Origin of the sequence: Sorangium sp. So ce448 (assembly GCF_051520915.1) — a bacterium.
Lineage (GTDB): Bacteria > Myxococcota_A > Polyangia > Polyangiales > Polyangiaceae > Sorangium > Sorangium cellulosum_B.
Map to the genome: position 1 here is coordinate 8506836 of NZ_CP150343.1, position 25426 is coordinate 8532261.

22 protein-coding genes are annotated in these 25426 nt (G+C 72.4%); 5 read left to right on the plus strand and 17 right to left on the minus strand.

Annotation, left to right across the window (positions count from 1 at the left end):
• Positions 1-55: 55 nt before the first annotated feature.
• The 3 genes from WMF45_RS32070 (at position 56) to WMF45_RS32080 (ending at position 3437) form a co-directional block, all read left to right on the plus strand.
• Entirely contained in the window at positions 56-502 is a 447-nt protein-coding gene (locus WMF45_RS32070; protein ID WP_437708847.1) for an Rrf2 family transcriptional regulator, read from the plus strand.
• A 223-nt stretch (positions 503-725) separates the two neighbouring features.
• The gene (gene trxA / locus WMF45_RS32075; protein ID WP_437708848.1) at positions 726-1049 is read left to right on the plus strand and encodes a thioredoxin; all 324 of its coding nucleotides are present in this window, start codon (positions 726-728) and stop codon (positions 1047-1049) included.
• Positions 1050-1463: 414 nt separating this feature from the next.
• On the plus strand, positions 1464-3437 hold the full coding sequence (locus WMF45_RS32080) for a serine/threonine protein kinase (RefSeq protein ID WP_437708849.1): 1974 nt from the start codon (positions 1464-1466) through the stop codon (positions 3435-3437).
• 6 nt (positions 3438-3443) lie between these two features.
• On the opposite strand, the gene WMF45_RS32085 is transcribed toward WMF45_RS32080, so the two are convergent.
• The 9 genes from WMF45_RS32085 to WMF45_RS32125 form a co-directional block, all read right to left on the minus strand.
• On the minus strand, positions 3444-4769 hold the full coding sequence (locus WMF45_RS32085; protein ID WP_437708850.1) for a hypothetical protein: 1326 nt from the start codon (positions 4767-4769) through the stop codon (positions 3444-3446).
• Positions 4770-4839: 70 nt separating this feature from the next.
• Positions 4840-6585, minus strand: a complete 1746-nt coding sequence (sat, locus tag WMF45_RS32090) for a sulfate adenylyltransferase (RefSeq protein ID WP_437708851.1) — start codon at positions 6583-6585, stop codon at positions 4840-4842.
• 129 nt (positions 6586-6714) lie between these two features.
• Entirely contained in the window at positions 6715-7287 is a 573-nt protein-coding gene (locus tag WMF45_RS32095; protein WP_437708852.1) for a Mov34/MPN/PAD-1 family protein, read from the minus strand.
• Positions 7281-8231 (minus strand): PLP-dependent cysteine synthase family protein, encoded by a 951-nt coding sequence (locus WMF45_RS32100; protein ID WP_437708853.1) that lies wholly within the window; start codon positions 8229-8231, stop codon positions 7281-7283. The genes WMF45_RS32095 and WMF45_RS32100 overlap by 7 nt, the downstream gene beginning before the upstream one ends.
• A complete protein-coding gene (locus WMF45_RS32105) occupies positions 8228-8578 on the minus strand; it encodes a hypothetical protein (RefSeq protein WP_437708854.1) in 351 nt (116 codons plus the stop codon). Before WMF45_RS32105 ends, WMF45_RS32100 begins: the two co-directional genes overlap by 4 nt.
• A gap of 1 nt (position 8579) precedes the next feature.
• Positions 8580-8858: a MoaD/ThiS family protein gene (locus WMF45_RS32110; RefSeq protein ID WP_437303463.1), complete on the minus strand. Its 279-nt coding sequence runs from the start codon at positions 8856-8858 to the stop codon at positions 8580-8582.
• On the minus strand, positions 8851-9813 hold the full coding sequence (locus WMF45_RS32115; RefSeq protein ID WP_437708855.1) for a HesA/MoeB/ThiF family protein: 963 nt from the start codon (positions 9811-9813) through the stop codon (positions 8851-8853). Before WMF45_RS32115 ends, WMF45_RS32110 begins: the two co-directional genes overlap by 8 nt.
• Positions 9810-10862, minus strand: coding sequence for a cysteine synthase A (cysK, locus tag WMF45_RS32120; RefSeq protein ID WP_437708856.1), 1053 nt, complete (start codon positions 10860-10862; stop codon positions 9810-9812). Before cysK ends, WMF45_RS32115 begins: the two co-directional genes overlap by 4 nt.
• A gap of 9 nt (positions 10863-10871) precedes the next feature.
• Positions 10872-11351: an RrF2 family transcriptional regulator gene (locus WMF45_RS32125; protein WP_437708857.1), complete on the minus strand. Its 480-nt coding sequence runs from the start codon at positions 11349-11351 to the stop codon at positions 10872-10874.
• A gap of 297 nt (positions 11352-11648) precedes the next feature.
• On the opposite strand from WMF45_RS32125, the gene WMF45_RS32130 reads away from it, so the two are divergent.
• Positions 11649-13337, plus strand: a complete 1689-nt coding sequence (locus WMF45_RS32130; protein WP_437708858.1) for an acyl-CoA dehydrogenase family protein — start codon at positions 11649-11651, stop codon at positions 13335-13337.
• A gap of 512 nt (positions 13338-13849) precedes the next feature.
• Positions 13850-14656 carry a helix-turn-helix domain-containing protein gene (locus WMF45_RS32135; protein ID WP_437708859.1) on the plus strand — a complete coding sequence of 269 codons (807 nt, stop codon included), beginning with the start codon at positions 13850-13852 and terminating at the stop codon, positions 14654-14656.
• A gap of 102 nt (positions 14657-14758) precedes the next feature.
• Here the strand turns inward: WMF45_RS32135 and WMF45_RS32140 are convergent, their stop codons facing one another.
• From WMF45_RS32140 to WMF45_RS32175, 8 genes are all read right to left on the minus strand, one after another.
• Complete coding sequence (locus WMF45_RS32140; RefSeq protein ID WP_437708860.1) at positions 14759-16564, minus strand: hypothetical protein; 1806 nt, start codon at positions 16562-16564, stop codon at positions 14759-14761.
• A gap of 73 nt (positions 16565-16637) precedes the next feature.
• Positions 16638-18083 (minus strand): hypothetical protein, encoded by a 1446-nt coding sequence (locus WMF45_RS32145; protein WP_437708861.1) that lies wholly within the window; start codon positions 18081-18083, stop codon positions 16638-16640.
• On the minus strand, positions 18080-20299 hold the full coding sequence (locus WMF45_RS32150; protein ID WP_437708862.1) for a bifunctional metallophosphatase/5'-nucleotidase: 2220 nt from the start codon (positions 20297-20299) through the stop codon (positions 18080-18082). Before WMF45_RS32150 ends, WMF45_RS32145 begins: the two co-directional genes overlap by 4 nt.
• Entirely contained in the window at positions 20296-22266 is a 1971-nt protein-coding gene (ptsP, locus tag WMF45_RS32155) for a phosphoenolpyruvate--protein phosphotransferase (protein WP_437708863.1), read from the minus strand. The genes WMF45_RS32150 and ptsP overlap by 4 nt, the downstream gene beginning before the upstream one ends.
• Positions 22263-22547 (minus strand): HPr family phosphocarrier protein, encoded by a 285-nt coding sequence (locus WMF45_RS32160; RefSeq protein WP_437708864.1) that lies wholly within the window; start codon positions 22545-22547, stop codon positions 22263-22265. Before WMF45_RS32160 ends, ptsP begins: the two co-directional genes overlap by 4 nt.
• Entirely contained in the window at positions 22544-23605 is a 1062-nt protein-coding gene (gene rapZ / locus WMF45_RS32165; protein WP_437708865.1) for an RNase adapter RapZ, read from the minus strand. Before rapZ ends, WMF45_RS32160 begins: the two co-directional genes overlap by 4 nt.
• Positions 23602-24897 carry an HPr(Ser) kinase/phosphatase gene (gene hprK / locus WMF45_RS32170; RefSeq protein ID WP_437708866.1) on the minus strand — a complete coding sequence of 432 codons (1296 nt, stop codon included), beginning with the start codon at positions 24895-24897 and terminating at the stop codon, positions 23602-23604. The genes rapZ and hprK overlap by 4 nt, the downstream gene beginning before the upstream one ends.
• On the minus strand, positions 24894-25373 hold the full coding sequence (locus tag WMF45_RS32175) for a PTS sugar transporter subunit IIA (RefSeq protein ID WP_437708867.1): 480 nt from the start codon (positions 25371-25373) through the stop codon (positions 24894-24896). Before WMF45_RS32175 ends, hprK begins: the two co-directional genes overlap by 4 nt.
• Positions 25374-25426 lie beyond the last annotated feature (53 nt).

A 25426-nucleotide genomic window follows, 5' to 3' on the forward strand; every position in this document is an offset into this window, starting at 1 on the left:
GCGCCTTGACAGCGGAACCCCCCGAGCCCTCAGATAATGGCCGAGGGGTCGATCGATGTCCTCGGGTCGCTTCGCCATCGCCACGCACGCCCTCGCGCTGCTCGCCCAGTCCGACGAGAGCTGCGCGAGCGACGCGCTGTCGGCGAGCATCAACACGAACCCGGCCTTCCTGCGGCGGATCCTCGCGCGGCTGTCGCAGGCCGGGCTCATCGAGGCGCGGGAGGGCCGCTCGGGCGGCTATCGCCTGGCGAGGCCGGCGAAGAAGATCCGGCTGAGCGAGGTGTACGCCGCCGTCGAGCCGGAAGGCGCCATCGCGCCGAGCCCGTGCGAGCCGAACGCGAGGTGCCCGATCGGGTCGGGGATCCAGCGGGCGTTCGATGAGGTCGCGGAGGCGGCCAACGCAGGGCTGCTGCGCGGCCTCGCGCAGAAGACCGTCGCGGACATCGCGCTCCGGGCGCAGCACCTCGGCCGCCCGGCGCCTGCGCCGGTCAAGGCCAGCTGATCGCGGAGGCGCCTGGCCGCGCGGCGACGCCGCACCCGGCCACCTGCCCCGGACACACGCGAAGCCGCCATCCCTGCGGGCGGCCGAGCCGCTCCCCTGGCAGAAACTGAAACCGTGCATATAACAGTTGGAGCGAGCGTGGCTGTCGAGGATCGGCCGGCATCGCGCCGGCGCATCGCAGCCAGGGCCCGCTCAATCCCGAGAGAACCGAAAGGACAGCGCCATGGGCAGCAGCCAAGTCATCGAAGTCAACGACCTGAATTTCGCGCAGGAGGTCCTGCAGACGGACACGCCGGTGCTCGTGGACTTCTCGGCATCCTGGTGCGCCCCCTGCAAGCGGCTCGCGCCGATCGTCGATGAGATCGCCGCCGAGACGGCCGGCCAGGTCAAGGTCGTCAAGCTCGACGTCGACGCGTCGCCCGAGGCCGCGCAGCGCTTCGGCATCCGCGGCCTGCCGACGGTTGTCGCCTTCCAGAAGGGCGAGCCCATCGGGCGGCACGTCGGCCTCACGAACAAGAAGACGCTGCTCGCGCTCCTCGGACGTTGACCGAGCTGAGCACCTCGAGCGCGCCGAGCGCATCGAGCCTCCGCCGGCGATCGTCCGCGCCGTGACGTGCCCCACACATCGCGCCCCCTGCGCGACGGAGACGCAACCACAGCGCGCGCCAGGACCGCTGAAACCCCGACACGGACCTGCATTACGTTAGCGGCTCCCGCCTTCACCCCGACCGCACGGGATGTGCGCGACGCGCCGCCATCGCATTGCGCGTCGGCCGTCTTCTACGGACGCAGCATCCCGTTGACATGACCACCCGATACGAGATTTTCTCGCCCGAGGAAGCCCAGCACTCCGCAACGCCGCTCGCTGCCGTCCGTCGAGGCGGTCGAGGGCCGCCACGCGGAGCCCTGCCGGTGTGGGTATTTCTGGCACGGCGCGACCGAGCCTGGCTTCCCGGACGCCATGGCCCTGTTCGACGACGACTTCGAGACGCTCGAGCAGCTCCCCGAGATGCGAAAATCTCGCGGAAAGGGCGGAGATTCGCACGGCCAGAGCCCCACCCCCGTGAGCCTCGGCCGCGCCCGCGCGGAGCTCACGGATCTGTCCAGCGACGGCCCCCGCTACGAGATGCGGTCGCTGCTCGGCGTCGGGGGGATGGGCGAGGTCCACTTCTGCAGGGACCGCCGCATCGGCCGCGACGTGGCCATGAAGGTCATCCGCGCCGAGCACCAGGGCGACACGACGCTGCGCCACCGGTTCCTCCGCGAGGCCCGGGTGCAGGGCCAGCTCGAGCACCCGTCGATCGTGCCCGTCTACGACCTCGGCGTGGACAGCAAGGGCTCGGCGTACTTCACGATGAAGCGCCTCCGGGGCCTCACGCTGGCGAGGATCCTGAACGAGCTCCGCGAGGGCGACCCGACGGCGCTCCAGAGCTTCTCGCGCCGCAGGCTGCTCACCGCCTTCTCGTCGGTCTGCATCGCCGTCGACTTCGCGCACTCGCGCGGCGTGCTCCACCGCGACCTCAAGCCCGCCAACATCATGCTCGGCGACTTCGGCGAGGTGTACCTGCTCGACTGGGGCGTCGCGAAGCTCATCGATACGCCGCTCCAGACGATCGACATGGGCGAAGATCCCATGAGCACGCGGACCATCCCGGGCGACGTGCTCGGGACCCTCGGGTACATGTCGCCGGAGCAGGCGCAGGGGTGCGTCGACACGCTCGACGTGCGCAGCGACATCTACTCGCTCGGCGCGATCCTCTTCGAGCTCCTCACGCTCAAGCCGCTGCACCCGAAGAAGGACCGCACCGAGATGCTCGACTCGCTCATCCACGGCGCCGACGCGCGGGCGTCGGTGCGCGCGCCCGAGCGCGAGGTGCCGCCGGAGCTCGACGCGATCTGCGTGACGGCGACGCGGCGCGAGCCCTCCGAGCGCTACCCGTCCGCCCGCGCGCTCTACGAGGCGGTCGAGCGGTTCCTCGACGGCGACAAGGACGTGGAGCTCCGCCGCGACCTCGCGGCGCGGCACGCGGGGCTGGCCGAGGAGCGCGTGACGGAGGCGCTCGCCGGCGGCAAGGAAGCCGAGGGCGCGAGGAAGACGCTGCTCAGCGAGGTCGGCCAGGCGCTCGCCTTCGATCCGTCGAACGAGCGCGCCCTGGAGACGCTCCGGCGCGTCCTGACCGAGCCGCCGCGCGAGATGCCGGCGGAGGTGCTGGCCGACCTGGACGCGGCCGCGGCGGCGCGGCACCGGCTCCAGCTGCGCGCGGGCATGCGCGCCGAGCTGCTCGCGACGGCGATCGCGACGCTGGTCGCCGCCGTGTGGCTGGGCATCCGGGAGTGGCAGGTCTTCGCCTTCATCCTGGGCTTCACCGCCCTGGCGGCGCTGATGAAGTTCCTCGCCGCGCGCGTCGTCCACCGCCCATCCGCGGAGTGGTACGCCTACGCCGGCTTCGTCTTCAACGTGCTCAGCTTCCTGTGCATCGGGCGCGGCTTCGGCCCGCTGCTCTTCATGCCGATGCTGCTCGTCATCCTCACGTACGGCAACTCGTTCACGTACCGGACGGCCTACCGCGTCGCCGTCGTCGTGACCAGCTGCATCGCGGTGCTGGCCGCCGCGTGGATCGAGTACTCGGGCGTCCTGCCCCGCTCGTACGAGTTCGCGGGCGGCGCGATGGTCATCCTGCCCCAGGCCGTCGAGCACTCGAAGATCGCGACGATGACGGCGCTGACGCTGACGACCCTGTTCATGCTGGTCGTACCGGCGTTCATGATGGGCCAGCACCAGCACGCGCTGCGCGCCGCGGAGCGACGCGCGTTCCTGCAGGCCTGGCAGCTCCGCCAGCTGCTGCCGGAGCGGGCCCAGCCCGGCGCCGCGGCCAGCCCAGGCCTGGAGCAGGCCCCGCGCCGCCGCCCGAGGCGCCCCCACGCCGCGGGGTGAGCGGGGTCAGTCCATCGGCCAGACCGCGACGACCCAGACCGGCGAGCCGCCGCGCGCGGACACGCGGAGCGCGGCGCTCTCCTCGATCTCGGAGCAGAACGCCACGCCGGCGCTCTCCCCGTTCTCGCCGGCGTCGTCGCGCCCGGCGCGGTCGCCGAGCTCGACGGAGATCCGGAGCGCGCGCAGCTCGCCCCGGGCCAGCGCCGCCGCCGCGAAGTAGCAGCGGCCCGGCTCGACCTGGACCGGGACGAGCGTGTCGCCCTGCGCGCCGATCGCCTCGGCGATCGCCTGCGCGCGCGGCGCGGGCGCGTGGCGGCGGCGCAGCGCGGCGGCCAGGTTGCCCCGGGCGCGCGCGCCGAAGTGCCCCGGCACGAACGCGGACATCGGCCACTGCGCGTCGGACAGCACGACCTTCACCGGCCCCGCGGCCCCGAGGAAGGGCACCTCGACGACCCCCTGCTCGCCCAGACAGAAATCGAGCCGCGCGTCGGGCGCGTCGGACCTGTCGCGATCGAGCAGCCTGCCCGTGGTCCCCTCGCGCGCCTCGGCGTCGAGGTCGGTCGCGCGGCGCAACGTGGCGCTCGGGACCTCGGCCATCAGGTCGAGGCGGTGGCAGCCCTCGGGGAGCTTGACCGAGAACTGCCCCGTCCCGATCGACGAGGCGCGCATGTCGGTCGGAGCGACGCGCGGCGCCCCTTCCGCGAGCGCGCGCCGCGCGGCCCGCGCGACCCGGGCGTCGAGCGGCCCCGGCTCGGAGGGCCGCCCGGGGTCGCCGCGGGGCGCGACGGGCCCGGACGCGCGCTCCGGCAGGATGGCCTCGACGCGCTCCAGCGGCCCGCTCGACGCGGCGACGACGACATCGAACGCGCTGCGCGTCGACAGCACCTCGATGGCCACGCGGCGCAGCCCTTCGCGCTCGGCCCCGCACCGCGTGATGGCCGCGACCCCGGCGACGCTAGGGACGCGGCGGTCGTCCTCGGGCTCCGCGCCGCGCAGCTGCTGGAGGAGGCCCTCGAGGGCGGGGACGCCGCCCGACGGCCCTTCGGGAGAGAGCGTGAACTCCGCCGTGCGCGGCGCGAGGAACGCGGCGGTGAGGCACTCGTCCGCCGCCGCGCCGGCCGCGCGGGCCGGGCCGGCGGGCGGATCGACCGCCACGACCCGGGCGCGGCCGTGCTCGAGGAAGATGGGGGGGAGGCGCGCCACGCGCGCGCCCGAGAGCGACCACATCCGCGCGACGCGCGCGGCGTCGTCGCTGAGATCCGCGCGCGCCGGCGTCCCCGCGGAGACGCCGGCGAGCGCGGCGAGGAGCGAGAGGGCCGCGGCGCGCGCCACGCGCGCCACCCGTGATACCGCGCGGCCCCGCTCGGCGGCGCCGCCCGCCGCGGCCCTCAGGCGCCCGCGACTACGACGAGCTGCGCATCGACTCGATGAGGATGCGCGCGACCTCCGGACGGGAGAACTCCGGCGGCGGCAGCTCGCCGCGCTGGAGCAGCTCGCGCACCTTCGTCCCGGACAGGTTGACCTGCGTCGACGCATCACCAGGCGCCGTCTTCGCCGTGGCCATCGCGCCGACCACCGTCGAGTAGAACGCGTTCTCGAAGTTGAGCGTGGTGATGCCGAGCTCTCCGGGGCTGAAGGCATTGAAGATCTCCTGCGCGTCGTACGTGCCGTAGTAGCTGCCGACGCCGGCGTGATCGCGCCCCACGATGAAGTGGGAGCAGCCGTAGTTCTTGCGCGCCAGCGCGTGGAAGATCGCCTCGCGCGGCCCCGCGTAGCGCATCGCCGCCGGGTAGATCGAGAGGAGCACGCGGTCCTTCACATAGTACTTCGCGATGAGCTCCTCGTAGCAACGCATCCGCACGTCCGCCGGGATGTCGTCCGACTTGGTCGCGCCGACGAGCGGGTGGATCATCAGGCCGTCGCAGATCTCCAGCGCCGTCTTGGTGATGAACTCGTGCGCCCTGTGGATCGGGTTCCGCGTCTGGAACCCGACGATGCGGCGCCAGCCCTTCTCGGCGAAGTACGCCCGCGTCGTCGCCGGGCTCCGGTCGTACGCCGGGAACGCCGAGTCGACGGGCCGCTCCAGCACCCGGATCTCGCCGCCGACGTACACGGGGCCCGTGCTCATCAGGTACGCGACGCCCGGGTGCTTCGTCTCGGTCGTCCGGAACACCTCCTGCGCCTCGATCTCCTTGTTCGGCCGCCACTTGTCGCTCAGCTCGATGACCGCGACGATACGGCCGTCGCGCGCGCGGAGCGCCGCCTCGGAGCCCACGCGGAGCCCCTCGGCCGCCTGCTCGGAGACGGCGAGCGTGATCGGCATCGACCACGGCAGGCCGCTCTCGAGCCGCATCTCGCGCACGACGCGCAGGTAGTCCTTCGAGTTCATGAAGCCGCGCAGCGGGGAGAACGCCCCGATCGCGATCATCTCGACGTCGCTCTCGGTCCGCTCGTCGAGCTCGATGACCGGCAGCCCCTTCGCTCGCTCCGCGAGCGACGCCTTCGCCGCGCCCTCGACCCACCGGTTCACGAGCTCGCCGCCGTGCGGCGCGATGAGCCCGCGCGCTCCGCCCGCGGCCGCCCCCGCGACGGCCGCGCCGGACACGGCGACCGCGGCGCCGCGGCGCGGTACGTAGCCGAGCTCCTCGAGCTTGGCGAGGATCTTGGCGAGGCTCTCCTCCTTCGTCTCCTTGCCGGTGTCGACGAGCACCTCGGGGCTCTCGGGCGCCTCGTACGGATCGTCGATGCCCGTGAAGTTCTTGATCTCGCCCGCGAGCGCCTTCTTGTAGAGCCCCTTCGCGTCGCGCTCGGCGAGCACGGGGATCTCGCAGGAGCAGAACACCTCGACGAAGTGGGGGATCTGGGCCCGCTGCTCGTCACGGATCGCCTTGTAAGGGCTGATGGCGGCCGTCATCGCGCACGCGCCCGACCGCGCGATGAGCTTCGCCACGTATCCGATTCGCCGGATGTTCGTATCGCGGTCCTCCTTCGAGAACCCGAGGCCCTTCGAGAGGTTGGTGCGCACCTCGTCGCCGTCGAGCACCTCCACGTGGACGGAGCGGGCGCGGAGCTCGGCCGAGAGCATCGCCGCGAGCGTGCTCTTGCCGGCGCCGCTCAAACCGGTGAACCAGACAACAAAACCTGACATTTAGGCAACTCCTTCGATGATCAAGTGACGACTACGGACTCGGCCGCTCCGGGCCTCGGGTGCAGACCCCTCAACGAGCGGAGGAGGGCTGCGCGAGAGTGCGCGGACGCGCGCCCCGGCGCAATGAGCTCAATCGACGACGGAGAACGTCGACGCGACGAACGCGGCGCCGTCCCACACGAAGAGGCGGTGCTCGGCGATGCGGGGCGCCTCCTCCGGACGCCCTTCGCCGGAGCCGCCGCGCACGCTGGTCACGAGGAACGCGAGCGGGAACGCCGGCCCGGGCCCCATCACGATCTGGCCCCCTTCGTCGGCCGGCGGCTCGCCGCCGCTCATCATGGCGGCGTCCGTCGGGCTGAAGTAAGCGCCGGCGTCGAGGTGCGAGTGATAGAGCACCTTCACCGGGCGCCCCGCCGAGGCGCCCTTCTCGACGGCGTCGGAGAAGCGCTTGCCGTTGAAATCGAAGAACGTGCGCGCCGTCCGGAAGTACCGCTCCGGATCGATGGCGTGGAGCTTGTTCGCGATGTTGTCCATCCGGACGTGCTCGTCGCAGAGCAGCGGCTCGTCCGCGGGCCCCTTCAGGTACCCGCAGGCCTCCTCGTCGCGCGTGTAGCCCGCCAGCGCCTCGTCCTCGACCGCCTTGAGCACGCTCGCCTTGAGGACGACCCCACCGGCGGTCCACGGCTGTGGAGACATCACCATACGTAACGCTTCTCCCATTTCATCGGCGCAAAATAGCGGTCGCCCCGGTCGGGGACAATCGCCACGACGCACCCTCCCTGCTGTTCGCGGTGCAGGCGCTTCGCGATCTCGAAGGCCGCGAAGACGGCCGCGCCGCCCGAGTGCCCCACGTGCAGCGCCTCCTCGCGCGCGAGGCGATCGGACATGTCCCAGCCGTCCTCCGTCGTGATGCGCATCGTCTCGTGGTACGCGCCCTCGTCGTGGATGGCGGGGACGAGCGAGCTCGGCAGGTGCTTGAGCCCCTCCAGCCCGTGGAGCGCCTCCGTGGGCTCCACGGCGATGCAGCGGATCGGGCGGTGGTGCTCGCGCAGCCGCCGGCTCGTCCCGACGATGGTGCCGCTCGTGCCGATGCCGGCCACGAAGTGCGAGATCCTGTCGCCGACCGCCTCCAGGATCTCGCGCGCCGTGCCGTGGTAGTGGGCGAGCGGGTTGTCCTCGTTCGAGTACTGATCCGGGTAGAAATACCGCTCCGGATCCTTCTCGACCAGCGAGCGCACGAGGCGGATCGCGCCGTCGGAGCCCTCCATCGGGTCGCTGAAGATGAGCTCCGTGCCGAACGCGCGCGCGATGTCCTTGCGCGCCTTCGACACGTTCGACGGCATGACGAGCGCCACCTTGAAGCCCATCGCCGCGCCGAAGAGCGAGTAGGCGACCCCGGTGTTGCCGCTCGTCGAGTCGATGAGCGTCTTCTGGCTGGTGAGGCGCCCGTCCGCGGCGGCGCGGGTCATCATCCGCAGCGCGGCGCGATCCTTCACCGAGCCGCCGGGGTTCGCGAACTCGAGCTTGGCGTAGACCTCGACCGACGGCGTGTCGCGGCCGACGCGCGAGAGGCGCAAGAGCGGCGTGTCGCCCACGGCGTCGACGACCGATCCCAGGCGTCGGGAGCGGGCGAGCGAGTGCCTCATGACGGGTCGACCTCCCCCGCGCTCCCCTGCCCCGCGCTCCTCGCGGCGCTGCCCAGCGCCAGCGCGGCACGCATCTCGGCGAGCGCCGCGCGCGCGCCGGCGAGCACGGCGCGCGCGGCGGGCGAGGCGACGAGGTCCGCGGGCGCGAGCGCGGCGAGGTCGATCGCGCCGTCCGCGAGCGCGCCGAAGCCGGCGCCGCGCGCGTAGCGCTCCGCCACCTCGTGCGCGAGCGGCGGCGCGTCGCTGCCGCCGCCGAGCACGCGCGCCGTCGCCGCCCCGAGCCTCGCCTGTCCCTCTGGACCGATCTCCGCGAGCAACACCTGACGGAGATAGCGCGGGTCGTCCACCTCAGCCCCCGGCGATCGCGGGCACGATCGCCACCTGGTCACCGCCCTTCACGGGCGTCTTCAGCCCGTCGAGGAAGCGGATGTCCTCGTCGCCCACGAAGATGTTCACGAAGCGCCGCACGCCCTTGTCGTCGAGGAGTCGGTCGCGGATGCCGGGGTAGCTCTTCTCGAGGTTCTCGATCAGCTCGCCGACGGTGCCGCCGGCGGCTTTGACCTCGTCCTGACCGCCGGTGAGCGTGCGGAGCGGGGTCGGGATGCGGACGGTCGCGGTGTCAGCCATGGTCTTGCTCTCCAGTCTTCAGGTGGGTCGAGGAGCCGCCTTCGCGGTCCCCTTCAACGTGGGTCGGGGATCCGCCTTCGCGGTCCCCTTCAACGTGGGTCGGGGATCCGCCTTCGCGGTCCCCTTCAACGTGGGTCGGGGATCCGCCTTCGCGGTCCTTTTCAACGTGGGTCGGGGATCCGCTCTCGCGGTCCCCTTCAACGTGGGTCGGGGATCCGCTCTCGGCCGGGCACGCGACGACGTAGCGGGACGCGTCGATCGTCGCGATCGCGGCGCGCGCTCCGCACAGGTCGCAGGCGGGCCGCGCGGAGACAGGGACGCTGCGCAGCGTGTCCGTGAGGCCGTCGTACGTCGCGATCCGGCCGAAGATCGACGCGTCGCCCGCCAGGATCGCCAGCGCGCGATCCGCCGCGATCGCGCCGGCCACGCCGCACACCGGACCAGCCACCCCGGCCGTGGCGCAATCCGGCGCGTCCCCGGTCGGCAGGTCCTCGAACAGGCAGCGGTAGCAGGGCGCCCCCTCCCCCGCGACCGCCATCACCGTCGCGCGCCAGCGGATCGCAGCGGCATGGACCACCGGCGTCCTCGTGAGGCGACACACGTCGGCGATCAGGAACCGCGACGCGAAGTTGTCGGTCGCGTCGACCACCACGGAGACGCCCGGCATCAGCCCCGCCGCCGCGCTCGGCGTGAAGCGGCCGTAACGGCGGTCGACGCGGAGCCCGGGGGAGCGGCGGCGCAGCGCCTCCGTGAACGCATCGAGCTTCGGCCGCCCGACGTCGTCGCCGTCGAACAGGATCTGACGATGCAGGTTCGTCAGCTCGACCTCGTCGTCGTCCGCGACCCGGAGCTCCCGCACCCCGGCGGCGGCGAGCGCGAGCGCGGCGGGCGCCGCGATCCCCCCCGCCCCGACGAGGAGGACGCACCCGCGGATCGCCTCGCCGCCGCCGCTCATCGGAAATACTCGTCCAGGCTGAAGTAGCGCTCGCCTGTGTCGCAGAGGACGGTCACCACGTTGGCGTCGGGGCCGAGCTCGCGGGCGACGTCGAGCGCGACGCGCACGGCCGCGCCGGCGCTGATGCCGACGAGCAGCCCCTCCTGCCGGGCCAGCGCCACCTTCGTCTCGTACGCGGCGCGATCGCTGACCGTCCGCACCTCGTCCACAACGCTCGCATCGTAGTTCGCGGGGACGAACCCGGCGGCGAGCCCCTGGATCTTGGTGGGCCCGCGCTCGCCGCGCGAGATCGTCGCGCACGACTCGGGCTCGACCGCGATGACGCGCGTCGCCGCCCGCATCCGCTTGAGCACCCGCCCGACGCCGCTCACCGACCCGCCCGTCCCCACGCCGGCGACGAACGCGTCGATCGTCAGCGACTGCCGGGGACCGGGCCGCCCCGGCGCGTCGAGGCCGGCCATCGCGTGCAGGATCTCCCGCGCGGTCGTCTCCGCGTGGACGCGCGGGTTGTCGGGGTTGTCGAACTGGCTGAGGATGAGCGCCCCCGGGATGTCCGCCGCGAGCTCGCGCGCCCGGGCGATGGCCCCCTCCATCTGCGCCTCGGCCTCGGTCAGGACGACCTCCGCGCCGTAGGCCTCGAGCAGCTGGCGCCGCTCCAGGCTCATGCTCGCCGGCATCGTCAGGATGCAGCGGTACCCCTTCGCCGCGCACGCGATCGCGAGCCCGATCCCTGTGTTCCCCGACGTGGGCTCGATGACCACGCCGCCCGCGCCGAGCAGCCCGCGCGCCTCGGCGCCCTCGATCATCGCGAGGCAGATCCGGTCCTTCAGCGAGCCGCCCGGGTTCTGCTGCTCGGCCTTCCCGAACACGCGCCCCCGGGGCGTCGCCGCGTCGACGCGGCGGATCTCGAAGAGCGGCGTGTCGCCCACGAGGTCGAGGAGGCTGTCGACCACGCGCGGGTGCGACGGGAGCGGCGGGAGCTGCGCTGCGCCGTCCGCGGGTGTGCGGGGGGCGCCGGTGGACTGTGCGGATCGTTCGGGGCTGCTCATGGTGTCGGCTCAGATCACGTAGGTCGAGCGCTCCGGCCGCCCCTTGCGGTGCACGCCGAGCTCGACGCCGCGCTCGCAGACGTCGGCGATCGACACCGAGTCGAAGCAGCGCTCGATGGCGAGCGCCAGATCGTGGAACACGGCCGTGGGCGGGTCGAGCGGCGAGCCCCCCGGCCGGCCGTCGTCATCCGGCGCGATCACGGCGACCGGCCCCTCCAGGGCGCGGACGACGTCGCCCAGGCTGATCTCGCTCGCGGGCCGCGCGAGGTGATAGCCGCCGCGCGGCCCCCGCTTCGAGCTGATGAGCCCGGCCTTCTTCAGGTCCTGGAAGATCTGCTCCAGGAAGCGCGCGGGGATGAGCTCCCGCTCGGAGATCTCGCGGATCTGGGTCGGCCGCCCGTCGTTGTGGAATGCGATATCGAACAATGCGCGCACACCGTAGCGACCCTTGTTCGAGAGCTTCACCGCCAGCCATATGCATTGGTGCATCGGAGAAGTCAAGAACTGCACATTCAGCGACTTCCGCTTCTTTCCGTGCGACACAGCACCCGAACAGCCCACAAAAACCAGGCATCGCGGCGAAATTACCAGCAGAGGTTCACCGTTCGCCGCGTCGGCGCGACGCAGCCTCCGGCTTCCTGTTGAACCGGGTGGGACGGGTTCAGTAGCTTCGAGCTCTATCGAGGCTGCGAGTCGCCGCGCGTGCATGGAGGGGCGCGCGGAACGTGATCGGCGCGCGGGCGTCGCACGGTTCGGGTTGCGGCGCACCAACCTAGGAGTCGGCCGGTGGCTTTCTATCAAGACCCCCCCACACTCGGGAACCAGTACGACGACGACCGCGTGCTGCGGTCCTACCTCGCGCGGGCCCTGCCGCGCGAGGTGGCCGCGTCGATAACGCCTTCGCTGCGGGAGATGGGCGAGCTCGCCGGCGGCCGCCTGTACCAGCTGCAGCTCACCGATCGCGCGAACGAGCCGAAGCTCACGTCATGGGACGCCTGGGGAAGGCGCATCGACCACGTCGAGGTGACCGAGCTCTGGAAGGAGGCGGCCCGGATCGCGTGCGAGCGCGGGGTCGTCGCGACGGCCTACGAGCGGGCGCACGGCGCCTTCTCGCGCGTCCATCAGTTCGCGCTGGCGTACCTCTTCGACGCGTCGAGCGATGTGTACACGTGCCCGCTCGCGATGACCGACGGCGCCGCGCGGACGCTCCTCGCGAGCGACAACCGCGCGCTCATCGACCGGGCGGTGCCCCGGCTCACGAGCCGCGACCCCGCCGCCGCGTGGACCTCGGGCCAGTGGATGACCGAGCGCACCGGCGGCTCGGACGTGGGGCGGAGCGAGACGGCGGCGCGCCTCGGCCCCGACGGGGCCTACCGGCTCCACGGGACGAAGTGGTTCGCCTCGTCGACCACGTCGGAGATGGCGCTCACGCTCGCGCGCCCCGAGGGCAACCCGGAGGGCAGCCGCGGGCTCGCGCTCTTCTACGTGGAGCTCGCGGGCGAGGCGGGGCGCCGCGAGGGCGTGCTGATCAACCGGCTGAAGGACAAGCTCGGCACCCGCAAGGTGCCGACCGCCGAGCTCACGCTCGACGGCGTCCTCGCCACGCCGGTCGCGGGCCTGTCGAACGGCGTCCGGGCGATCGCGCCGATGCTCAACGTGACCCGCACCTGGAACGCGATCGGCGCCATCGCCGGGATGCGCCGGGGGCTCGCGCTGGCGCGCTCGTACGCCCAGAGCCGAGTCCAGTTCGGCACGACGCTGGCGGAGAAGCCGCTGCACATGGACACGCTGGCCGAGCTCCAGGCCGAGTTCGAGGGCGCCTTCCACCTGACCTTCCGCGCGATCGAGCTGCTCGGGCGCGAGGAGACGGGCTCGCTCACCGACTCGGAGGCGAAGCTGCTGCGGCTGATCATCCCGCTCGCGAAGCTCACGACCGCCAAGCAGGCGGTGTCGGTGCTGAGCGAGGTGCTCGAGGCGTTCGGCGGGGCCGGCTACGTCGAGGACACGGGGCTGCCGCGCCTGCTCCGGGACGCGCAGGTCCTCACGATCTGGGAGGGCACGACGAACGTGCTCGCCCTCGACGCGCTTCGGGTGATCCTGAAGGACGGCTCGCTCGACATCCTCGCGGCCGAGGTGGCGCGCCTCCTGACCGGCGTCGTCGAGCCGAAGCTCGCCGAGGCCGAGACGTCCGCGTCGCGCGCGGTGTCGCACGCCCGCGCGTGGATCAAGGAGATGGCCGCCGCCGACCGCCCCGGCCTCGAGGCGGGCGCCCGCCGGGTCGCGATCACCCTTGGCCGGGCGCTGCAGCTCGCCCTGCTCGTGCGACACGCCGCGTGGGCCATGGACCGCGAGCGAAGCCGGACCGCGCTGGCCGCCGCCATCCAGTTCGAGCGCAACGGCGTCGACTGCATCCGGGACCACGATCGCGACACGATCGAGGCCCTCGCCGAGACGCGACAGCGGCCCGACACCTGAACAAAAGGTGGGGCCTACCCACTGAACAGATCCCTCCGGCAACCCGGGTGCGGCGACAGCGCGAGACGGGCGCGGCGCCGCGATCCGCGCCCCGTTCGCGACCCTCGACGATTTTTCCGTGGTCGCATCGCGTTCTGATCATACAGAATTAACGTTTGATTTCGGATGGTTGTGAACGCACGGCCGTCCTGGAAGCGGACGGCATTTGTCCTAGCGGTCTGCGAAGGCACTAGACGGGACAACCTGAACGGGCTTACAGTAATACGTAGCTGCGGCGCTGAACGCGTGCCCGACGCGGGCGACGTGCGGGCGGACCCGTCCATCGAGGCGGGCTCCGCCGGCGCGGCGACCCCGGTGGGGTGAGATCCGCCTGCGCGCGCCTCCGGCGCGTGCGTGGGACTTCGTCCGCCTCCTGGACGGATCGGGCTCGCGTGGCCCCGGGCACGCGTGCGGCGCGCGGCGTGGGCGAGCGCACACGACGAGCTGCGAGCTGCGAGCTGCGAAGAGGCGAGATGAAGACGCAATACACGCTGCTGTCCGGCGAGACGGTCGAGTTCCCGACGCCGACGGGCGAGCTGGGCGCCTTTCTGTCCCGGGTCCTGGCGGCGGGCAAGGAGCCGTCGGTGTCCGATGCTGAGCTGCTCGATCTCGTGCTCGGCCCGGAGAACCCGTTGCTGGACAGGACCGCCGTCGCCGGCCGGAGCGTCGCGACCGCCGACGTGTACCGCGACCCGGCCTTCCACGTGATGCTCGACTGCGTGGCGCGGAAGCGGCTGCCGCCCGATTCGGCGGTCGTCACGCCGCGGACGCGGTTCACGATGACGGTCCCGGACGCCGCGCACCAGCTCGGCATCTCGGAGAGCGCGGTGCGCCAGGCGATCTACGCGGGGCGGCTGCGCGCGAGCAAGGAGGGGGGCACCTACTACCTCGATCCGCAGTCGGTGGCGGGCTACCGGGTGAGCAAGCGGGGGCCGCGGCGCCAGGACCAGATGGCGAAGGGACCGCCCGGGGCCACGCTCGACGCGCGCATCGGCTCGGGGCCGGACGCGAGCTTCCGGGTGAAGCACAGCCGCGACGACTTCGAGCTGTCGGAGAAGCGCGGCCCCGAGTGGACGGGGATGATCCCGGCGGGGTGGCGCCGGATCGCGGTGCTCGGCACGTCGAAGGACCGCTCGCGCTACTGGGAGATCGAGCCCGCCGAGGGCGAGAGCGTGCTGCACTTCGAGGGCTTCTACCTGCGCGGCGGCTTCCGCATCGTGGAGACCGTGAGCACGTCGCCGCGGGCCGTGGCGGCGTTCAAGGACTTCCAGCCGCGATGAGCGCGGGCAGCCGCGGCGCGGCGAGCGGCGGGAAGCGCGGCGAGCGGAGCGCGACGAGCGCACATCGCCGGCGCGCGGTGAACGCGCGGCGCGGTCGCCGGATCAGAAGCGGGCCTGGAAGCTCGTGCCGAGGCCGAAGAAGTCGGGGTTCACGAAGGTGCGCAGGGCCACGGTGCCCTCGGAGGGATCGCGCTCCATGAACGTGCCGTTGTTGTCACGCACGTACTGAGCCCACGCGACGGCGGAGAGGATCGTGCTGATATCCCACCTGAGGCTCGCGCGGAGCTGGAAGATGGGGACGGCGGAGGTGTTGAAGGGGAGGATCGACACATTGCCCTGCTCCCGGACGACGGACGTGCGCGCGATCACTGCGCTCATGGCGTCGACGGACATCGTCCTGAACGCGGCAGGGAACTGCAGGCCGACGCCGAGGCCGGGCGTGAGCCGCGCGGACGCGAGGTGGTAGTCGGCCGCGAGCGCGAAGAACAGCTCGTCGGCCGTCGAGGTCTGGGCGGTCTTCGGGATCGTCTGGAAGGGGATGAAGCTCGGCTGGTTGCGCAGCACGAACGGCAGGTCCCGGTAGACACCCGTGACGCTCGCGCGCGCATATCCGGACTTGACGACCGCCTGAAGGGCGCCGGCGCGTGCCGGCTGGTGGGTGGTGGCACCGGCAGATTCGAAGTCCTTGAGGTTCTGAAAGAGGTTCGTCGCCTCGAGGATCACCGCCCATGTCGTCTTGCCCGGCGCGTACACCTCGGGCTTGAAGAGGATCTGCGGCTTGTCGGGATCGTTGCGATAGAGGAGGAAGTCGATCGACTGCGGGATGGGCTCGTTCCTGGCGTGCGCGACGATCCGGGCCGAGGCGCCGTAGGTGTAGACCGGGTCGCCGGCGACGTCGGGCAAGTCGAAGCGGCCCTGCTGGAAGTAGCCGGCGCCTAGGTCGACGTGAACGCAGGGGTGGAGATCCGCTTCCCCGCCAAGGAGAAATCCGTAGTTGGTCTGAGCGATCCGGACCTCCTCGGTCTCGCTCGTGCCGGGGGTGAGCACCTTCTGGACCTGGGTGAGGCTCGCGATCTTGAACCCCGCGTACACGCTGAACCGGTCGGCATCGAGCTGGACCTTCGCGCCGGGCGCGGGTCCGATGATGCGCGGGAAGATGGACTGGTTGATGGAGGCGTTCGTCCCGCCCCACGAGATCTCGTAGAGGTAGCCGAGACGAAACCGGTCCGTGTCGATGGGCCAGAGCGTGACACCGACGCCGGTCTTCCCGTCTGCCTTGCCGCCTATGTGATAGAAGGCGCCAATGAACGATCCGGCGTCGTAAAACGCCTGATTGAGGTTGTTGTTGTTCCTGGACAGCGCGGCGAGATCGATGCGCAGGATGAGCGAAGCCTCGGTGTCCAGCCGCTCGATGAACCCCGGCATTCTCTTGTAGAGCGCGAGGTGCGTCAGGTTCTCGCGCCCGGTGAAGCGGGAGTTGAGGTTGTCGAAGAAGAGCCGGTATTGCTTCCGATCGCCGACGCTGAGGTTGGGCGAGAGCGGCTGCGCCTGGCCCGTGTCGTGGAGCAGGTCGTCGTCGCCGAGCGTCCACGTGAGGCGCGTGTCCATCGCGTCCCCCGCGCGGACGGGCGGCTCGGTGGCCGCTGGCGGGAGGTAGGGTTCGATCCGCGGGAGGGCTGGGACGGCGGGCGCGGGGGCGGGCTGCGAGATCGGAGGCGGCGCGGCGGCTGCCGGGGCCGGCGCGGCCTGGTCCGAGCCTGGCGCCTCGGGCGCCGGGGCCGGCGCGGCCTGGTGCGGGCTCGGCACCGCCGGCGCCGGCGGCGGCTGCGGCTGGCCCAGCGCCGGCAGCGCGAGCGTGAACAGCAAGGCCGCGGAGGCAGCAGGGGCGAGGAGCGCGCTTCGGTGCATGACGGGCGGTGGCTTTCCTGGGCCTGGGTGAACCGGCGGGCGCGGCGCGGCCGCGGCGAAGGCGAGGAGGTGGCTAGTCGGTCTCCGCGTCGTCGTCGTCGAGGCTGCGCGTCCGGACGCAGGCCTCCTTCGAGGGCTTCGTGGCGGGCGCGCAGCCGGGCGCCCGGCAGACGAGGTCGTCCGGACAGCGGGCTTCTATCGTCCAGTTCAGCGAGCCGCCCGAGAAGTGTCGGAGCGTGCCAGTCACCGCGTCGATCACCTCGCCCCGGTGGGACGTCGGATCGAAGGCGCTCACCGTGCCCGTCTGGATCTGGATCCTGCTCGACCCGTCCGTGATCTTGTAGTTGCCGCGCGCGAAGTAGCTCGTCCACTCGCTGCACTCGGGGTCGTCCGAGCACGCGTTCGCGCAGCTCCTCTCGGCCTGGCTGTCGAAATCGACCTGCCCGTCGCCGTTCAGATCGCAGTTCGACTGCTCCGCGGCGAAGACGTTGTCCCTCGCGGGCCTCGGACCGAAGCGCTCGCCGATGTGGAACCCCTCGACGCGCACGAGCCCGCTCTCGAGGCGCTCCATGGCCAGGGCGCCGGCGATCGTCGGCCCGTCGAGCACCGTCGGCTCCGGGACCAGGCACTCCGCTCCTCCCTGCGCGCGCGCGATCTCGTACGAAGGGAACGAGAGCTGGGTGAAGCCGAAGAACTCGTCGACGGTGCCCGCGAGGTACTCGAGCCGATCGCAGACTCGCAGGTTGGCAGGTGTGCTGAAATTGTACGCGAAGAGGTGGTTGAAGCCGCTGCCCTGGCCGGCCAGATCGGTGACGTAGAAGCCGTCGCTCGAGACACGCGTGACGACGACCTGCTGGGGCGCCGCGGTGTCGATCCGCATCGCTTCGGACGGGTAGGGCGTCGCCGAGCCGCCGCCCTGCACGTCGGCGATGCGCGGCAACGCATAGGCGACCGGCTTCGAGACGCCGGCGCTGAAGGAGCCGCCCTCCTCGGTGTCGTCGTCCGCGAAGGCGCACCCGGGATCGGCGGGGAAATCGACGAGCACGTCGCCCGGCGCGTCGTCGTTGACGCCGTTGGCGCACGCAGGGCGGTCGCCCCGGGACGCGGGCCGGTAGCCGAGGTCCTCGACCCACAGCCGGACGGGCCCGTAGACGGCCGTCACGTGGGCGATCCCCTCGGCGACGCCGTCCCGCAGGCGGATGTTGCGGCCGACCGCGACGCCCTCGTCGTCCGCCTCGACGTCGAGCACCGCACCGGGATCGACGCTCAGCCTGACCATGGCGTCGAAGGGGGTCCGGCGGCCGGCAGCGTCGCGCGCCTCGATCCTGAACGACCAGGTGTCCACCGCGTCGCCGCGGTTGGCCGGCAGCGGCGCCTCGGCGGAGGGGGGCGCTTCCCCGTTCACCTGCACGACCTGGACCCAGAAGCTCGAGACGTCCGGGGGCGGCCCGCCTTCGCCGCCGCACCCGGCGAGCGCGGCGGCCGCGAGCGCCGCTCGGCGTCTCGCCCGCGGCGTCACTGGCCCACCATCCGCAAGCGGCCGTCGGAGAAGTTGCCGAGCCGCCGGTCGACGCACGCAAGGTACTTGCACTGCTCGCCCGCGGCGCTGCACGGGGCGAGCGCGCTCTCGCACTGCTCCCGCACCCAGTCGGTCGGCGCCTCGGCGCAGACGTCGCGCTGGTAGGCGGCGACATCGTCGCGGCAGCGCGCGAGCACACACGCGCCCCGGGAGCACGGCGCCTCGCCGGTCGTGCACGCCCGCCCCTCGACCACCGACTCGGGGCACGCGCAGACGAACCCCTCGCCCACGCCCGCGCAATCGGCGTCCCGCTGGCACGGCGCGAGCTCGCCGCGCTCGTCCGCGCCGCACGGGCTGCCCGCGCGGATGGCGTCGATCAGCGCGTCGCGCTGCTGCACCTGGGTGTCGAGCTGCGTCGTGTTGCGCTGGAGCACGCGGAACCCGCTGCCGCCCTGGGCGAGGTAGCTCGACGTCGCGAGCTCGTAGGTCGCGAGCGGATCGAGCGGCTGCCAGCAGCGCCTCGCCTCGACGTCGCAGCTGCCCTCCTCGCCGCCCGGACAGTCGGCGTCGCCGTTCGGGCACGCGATCGCCGGCTGGCGCGCGCCGATGTACACGTGGGTCGCGACGCCGGACGCGGCGCCGTCGGCCGGGCGCGCGGCGCAGTCGATGACGACCCGCGCGCCCGCGATCTGGGCCTGCGAGACGCACCCGCGGCCGCTCGATCGGCGCGCCACGAAGTCGAAGAGCTCCTGCACCTCGAGTCCGGAGAGCTGCAGCTTCGAGATCGAGTTGTCGAAGGGGAAGACGTTGAACATCTGCTCGACCGTCACCGGGCCGGGCACGAGGTCGGCGCGGATGCCCGTCGTGTTCGTGAGCGCGAAATCGGTCTGGATGCCGAGGCGCAGCCACATCGCCCCGGCGATGAGGTTGCCCAGCGGCGAGTCGCCGCCGCTCGCCGAGGCGCGGCGGGAGCCGCCCGGCGCGTAGCCGACCAGGAGATCGAGGTTCGCGAGCGCGTCGAGCCCCTGCGCGTAGGGCTCGAGCGCCGAGGCGACGATCGGATCGGCGGGCACGTCCTCGGTCACCGGGAAGAGCTCGTACCGGTCCGAGAGCACCTCGAAGCCGTTCAGCGGGTCGTAGCCGCCCGCGAGCTCGGAGGCGTCCCTGGACAGCACGAGGTCGAGCCGCCCGACGAACTTCGCGAACGCACCGGAGTGAGCGAGCACCACGTCGCGCGGCGCGCAGTAGCGCCGGCGCTTCGCGCCATCCCCGGGCGAGCGCTCGTCGTTCAGGAGGATGTAGTGGCGCTGCTCCTCGTCGTCGTAGTACCGCGAGCAGTCGCGGACGCGCTTCGGCGGCTGGAGGACGATGTGGTTGTGCCCGCCGAGCACGACGTCGATGCCCGTCGTGGTCTCGATCATCCGCTCGTCGCCGTCGAGGCCGAGGTGGGTGACGAAGACGATGACATCGACCGTGGGGCGGAGCAGGTCGACGTAGAACTGGGCGACCTCGGTCGTGTTCAGCGGGGTGACGCCGAGCCGGTTCGGCGCCTCGAAGATCGACGTCAGGCTGGAGAGGTTGCCCATCCCGACGACGCCGACCTTGAGGCCCTCGAGGTCGAAGACCGTGAACGGCTGCAGGAGGGCGCCCAGCGGAGAGGCGCCGGGCTGCGCGGGGTCCTCGAGCTGGTAGTTCGCCGCGAGGATGGGGAAGCCGGCGTTCTGCTGGAGCTGGATACCGAGGTTCAGCGCGCCGCGGTCGAACTCGTGGTTGGCGACGATCATGGCGTCGACGCCCATGGCGCCGAGGGCCCGGATCTCCGCCTCTCCCGAGTAGAAATTGAAGATCGGCGCCCCCTGGAAGCAGTCGCCGCCGTCGAGGTGAAGCGCGCGCGACGACCGGGCGCGCTCGCGGCCGAGGAGATGGGACATGCGCGCGGCGCCGCCGACGTTCGCGATCGAGGCCGCCGCGCCGAGGCCGAGCCCCGCGTCCACCTGGCCGAGCTGCAGGCTGTACGGGAAGAGCCGCGAGTGGATGTCCGACGTGTGGAGCAGCGTCAGGTGCACCTGCCCGACGAGCCGCGTCGGCGGCGCCTCCTCCTCGCAGCCCGCCGCGCACAGGCCGAGCGCCACCGCGCAGGCGGCCAGCGCGCGCGCCGCCCCGGACGCGACCGGCACCGCAGGCGTCGGCCCCACCGCATCGAGCGCGCCGCTCACCGCGTGGCGCGCTCTCCCGTGAGCAGGTCGTAGAGGTCCGGCGCGAACGAGGCGGCGACGCAGCACTCGACCTCCTCCGCCGTCGCGCAGGCGAGCGCCTCCGCCGCGACCGCCTCGGCCTCGGCGACCGTCACGCGCCGGAGCGTCTCCTTGATCTCCGGGATCGCCGCCGCCTCCATCGAGAAGTCGCGGAGGCCGAGGCCGAGCAGGAGCAGGGCGGCGAGCGGATCGCTCGCCATCGCGCCGCAAAGGGAGACCGGCCTGCCGAAATCCTGGCCTGCCTGGATCACTTTCGTGATCAGCCGCAGGATCGACGGATCGAAGGGCGAGGCCAGGTAGGCGAGCGAGCGGCTGGTCCGGTCGACCGCGAGCGCGTACTGGATCAGATCGTTCGTCCCGAGGCTCAGGAACGCGGCCTCGCGCGCGAAATGGTCGACCATGACCGCCGCCGAGGGCACCTCGATCATCACGCCGAGCGGGATCTCGTCGGCGCACGGCTGGCCGCGGGCGCGCACCTGCTCCTGCGCGCGGTGCAGCAGCGCGCGCACCTGCCGGAGCTCGCCGAGGCCCGCGACCATGGGGATCATGATCCGCACGTCGCCGTAGGCGGAGGCGCGCACCATGGCGCGGAGGTGCTCGAGGAAGACGTCGGGGCGCGAGAGCGCGAGCCGGACCGCGCGGAGGCCGAGCATCGGGTTCATCTCGGGCGGCACCTGGAACGTGGAGACGAACTTGTCGCCGCCGATGTCGAACGTGCGCAGCGTGACCGGCTTCGGGCGGAGCGCCTCGACGACGGCGCGGAAGATCTCGAACTGCTGGTCCTCCGAGGGCGGGGACGTGCGGTCGATGTAGAGGAACTCGGTCCGGTAGAGGCCGATGCCGTCGGCGCCCTGGTCGCGCGCGAGGATCGCCTCGGCCGGGAGCTCGACGTTCGCCCGGAGCGACACCTTGACGCCGTCCTTCGACTGGGCGGCCCGGTGCCTGGACTCCGAGAGCTCCTTGCCGAGCGCGACGTAGCGCTCGGCGCGGGCGCGCGCGTCCGCGAGCTCGGCCGGGCCGGGGCGAACGACGACCGTGCCGCGCAGCCCGTCGATCACCACGAGGTCGCCCGTGATCACGCGCTGCAGGACGTCGCTGACGCCGACCACGGCCGGGATCTCCAGCGCGCGCGCCATGATGGAGGTGTGGCTCGTGCGGGTGCCGACCTCGGTGACGAAGCCGACGACCGGCTCGTCGACCATCGCCGCGGTGTCGGCCGGCGACAGGTCGTGCGCGATGAGGATCGTCGGCCCGGAGAAGCGCGGGAGCGCCGCGCCGAACGTCGCCGGCATGGCGATCGAGTTCTGCAGCTCGATCAGGCTGCGCGTGGAGAGCGGCGAGGTGTCGCGCGAGGACGGCGGCTCCTGGGGCGGGAGGCTGAACGCGCGCACGAGGCGCTCGCCGACGAACAGGACGTCGTGGCTGCGCTCGCGCAGGTACGGGTCGTCGAGCGCGGCGAAGCGGCCGGCGATCGCCTCGCACGCGGTCGCCACCGCCCACTCGGCGCAGCGGCGCTCCTCGGTGACCTGGCGCTTCACGGCGTCGGCGAGCGCCTCGTCGCCGAGCATCAGCAGGTAGGCTTCGAGGATCGACGCCTCGGCGCGGTGGTCGCCGATGCGCTTCGCCATGTCGCGCAGCTCGTCCTGCGCGCGCTCGACCGCGGCCTCGAAGCGCTCGAGCTCGGCCGCGATCTCGCTGGAGCCGACGCGGCGGCGCGGGTGGTTCGTCCGGTGCCCGCCCATCACGACGGCCGCGCCGATGGCGACCCCGGGGGACCCGGCGATGCCCCGCAGCGTCTCCGTCCGGGCGCCGGGCGGCATCGAGTCGAGCCGGGCGCCGGGCGCCGCCGAGCCGCTCCGGACGGCGTCCGCCGGGGCGGGATGCTCGTCCGGGGCGTCCGACGAGAGCGCGCTCGGGCCGCGCGTCACTCGTGCTCTCCGAAGCGCCCGGCGATCAGCTCGCCGATGGCGGAGACCGCGTCGGCGGCCTGATCGCCCGTCGCGCTCACCTCGATCTGGGTGCCCATCGACCCGCAGAGCAGGAGCACGCCCATCACGCTCTTCGCGTTGGCCGACTGCCCGTCCGGCCCGCTCAGCGAGATCTCGCAGTCGTAACGCCCCGCGAGCTGCACCAGCTTCGTCGCGGCGCGCGCGTGGAGCCCGCGCACATTGATGATGGTGAATCGTCTCGTTACCGCCTCGGTCGTCACCGCTCGCCCCCCGTCACGCTCGTGTCCGACGCCGGGCGAGGCTCCGACGGGGTCGCTCCCGGCTGCGCCAGCCGGAGATCCACGCCGGGCGCCCCGGCCATGCCCTCTCCCACCCCCGAGGGTACACCACTCGTGCTCACCCGGGCGACGTCCCGGTGCACGACCGTGATGGGCAGCCCCGTCTTCCGCCGCAGGCTGTCGCTGAGCGCGTTGGTGAGCACCACGGAGCGGTGCCGGCCGCCGGTGCATCCGATGCCGACGGTGAGGTAGCTCTTTCCCTCGCTGGCGTAGCGCGGCATGCAGAACGAGAGGAGCTGCTCTGTCCTGCAGATGAACTCGAGGGCATCCGGGTTCTTCAGGATGTACTCCCGCACGGGCTCGTCGTTCCCCGTGAGCTCGCGGAGGCCGTGGACGAAATACGGGTTGTCGAGGAAGCGGACGTCGAAGAGCAGATCGGCGTCGAGCGGGATGCCGTACTTGTAACCGAACGAGACGAACCGGGTGGACATCCGGGGCACCTCGACCTTCGCGGGGCGCAGCCGCTCGATGACGACGCGGCGCAGGTCGTGCGTCGACAGCCGGGTCGTGTCGAGCTCGATGGTCGCCCTGGCCCGCAGCGACGCGAGCCGCTCGCGCTCGAGGAGGACGCCGTCGAGCATCGCGATGGCGCCGCTGCCGCCGGTCGTCAGCGGGTGCGGGCGCCGCGTCTCGCTGAAGCGCCGGAGCAGCGTCTCGTCCGAGGCGTCGAGGAAGAGGATCACCACGTCCCGTCCGGTCCGTATCGAGTCGAGCGCCGCCGTGGCGCCCGCCAGGAAGGAGCCCACCCGGACGTCGATGCCGAGCCCGATCCGGGTGATCCCGCCCGACTCGCACGCCTCGACCGCCGGCTGCACGAGCGACGTGGGCAGGTTGTCCACGCAGAAGAAGCCGAGGTCCTCCAGGGCGTGGAGCGCCGTCGACTTGCCCGCGCCCGAGAGGCCCGTGACGACGACGACGCGCCCCGGCGCGCCCTCAGGCCCGTGCAGGCCGTGCTGCTGCTGATCGCCTCCGTTGCTCACCCTGGCCTCCTCGGCCGCGGCAGGCTCACGGACGACTCCGTGGGGCTGAACCCGGAGCTCGGGCGATCGGGGGGCGGCCTGCCCCGATCCACGGGCGGCCGGAAGGCGCTGCTCGGGGGGTTCGGCGCGTCCACGCCGCGCCCGGGCGGCTGCGGCCGGGGCGGGCCGGGCGGCGCGGCGCTCCGCGGGGCGCCTTCCTCGGCGAGCCTCGCCGGCGGCGGGATCGACGACTCCTCCGGCGAGCGCTCGCGGAGCAGCTCGCCCTCCACATTGCCGAAGAACTCGCGGGCCGCGTGGAACCCGGCGTTCTTCAGGAGCTCGTTGCGGGCGGCGACCTCGAGGATCGACGCCATGTCGCGACCCGGGCGCACCGGGATGACGAGCTCCCGGATCTTCACGCCGAGGATGGTGTGGTACCGCTCGTCCAGCCCGAGCCGGTCGTACTCGGTGTCCTTCGACCACTCGACGAGCTTGACCACCACGTCGATCCGCTTGCGCTCGCGGATCGACGTGACGCCGAAGAGGTCCTTCACGTTGAGGATGCCGAGGCCACGCACCTCGAGGTGGTACCGGAGGAGCTCCGCCGGGGCCCCGAAGACCATGCCGGGAGGGCGGTAATCGCACTCCACGGCGTCGTCGGCCACGAGCCGGTGGCCGCGCATCACGAGATCGAGCGCGCACTCGCTCTTGCCGATCGCGCTCGACCCCATGAGGAGGAGGCCCACGCCGAAGACGTCGACGAGCACGCCGTGCAGCCGCAGGCGCGGCGCCAGGCGATCGTCGAGCAGCGCGTGCAGCGCGGTGATCGTGGCGCTCGACCGCACCGCCGAGACGAGGAGCGGCGTCCCCGTCTCCTCGGCGCACTGCGCGAGCTCCGGCACAGGGACGAACCCGATGCCGGAGCCGTTCGCCTCGAACGGCTGGTCGCCCTGCGTGAGGATGACGCAGCACAGGCCGAGCTCGAAGAAGCCGCGCAGCGATAGGAGCCGGTCCTCGCGGGAGAGCTTGTGGAGGAACGAGAGCTCGGTCTGCCCGAGGATCTGCACCCGCGTCGGGACGATGCCGTGGAAGTGGCCGACGAGCGCGAGCCCGGACTTCTGGATGCGGGTGTTCATGATGGGCCGGTCGAGGCCCGCGGCGCCGGCGATGAGCGTGAGGTCGATGCCGAGCCCCTCGTCGGCCATCAGGCTCCGCACCGCGATGGCGGGGCGGTCCGCCCGGCCTCCGCGGGTCGAGGGGGGCATCCGGCCGCCCCCTTCCCCTTCCTGTCCGCCGCTGCGCGGGCCGCTCATGACACCGACCTCCCTTCCTCGGCGGCGATGAGCTCGAACGCCGCGCGCCCGGTCGAGGCGCCGAGCAGCCGCCGCCTGAAGCTCTCGTCGCGCAGGAGGCGGGAGATGCGCGCCAGCGTCTTGAGGTGCTCGCCCGTGGCGCGCTTCGGCCCGATCACGGCGACGAGGATGGCCACCGGCGCCCCGTCGATCGCGTCGAAGTCGATCGGCTTCGGGCAGATCAGGACCGCGCCGATCAGCCGATCGACGCCCTCCATCGCGCCGTGGGGGATGGCCACGCCGCTCCCGACGCCGGTGGACTGCAGGCGCTCGCGCTCGCCGAGCACCCGCTCGATGTCATCGGCCTTGACCCCCGGCTGTCCTGCCGCGAGCAGGGCGGCGAGCCGGCGGAGCGCGTCCGCCTTGGAGCGGACGACCCCCTCCTTCTCGCTGGCGACGGATACCTGGTGCGCGGTCAAGATGTCGCGGACTTGCATGCTGATTTCGGCGCTCGGGCGAGGTGAGAGGGCTCAGGAACGGCGCACGTGGC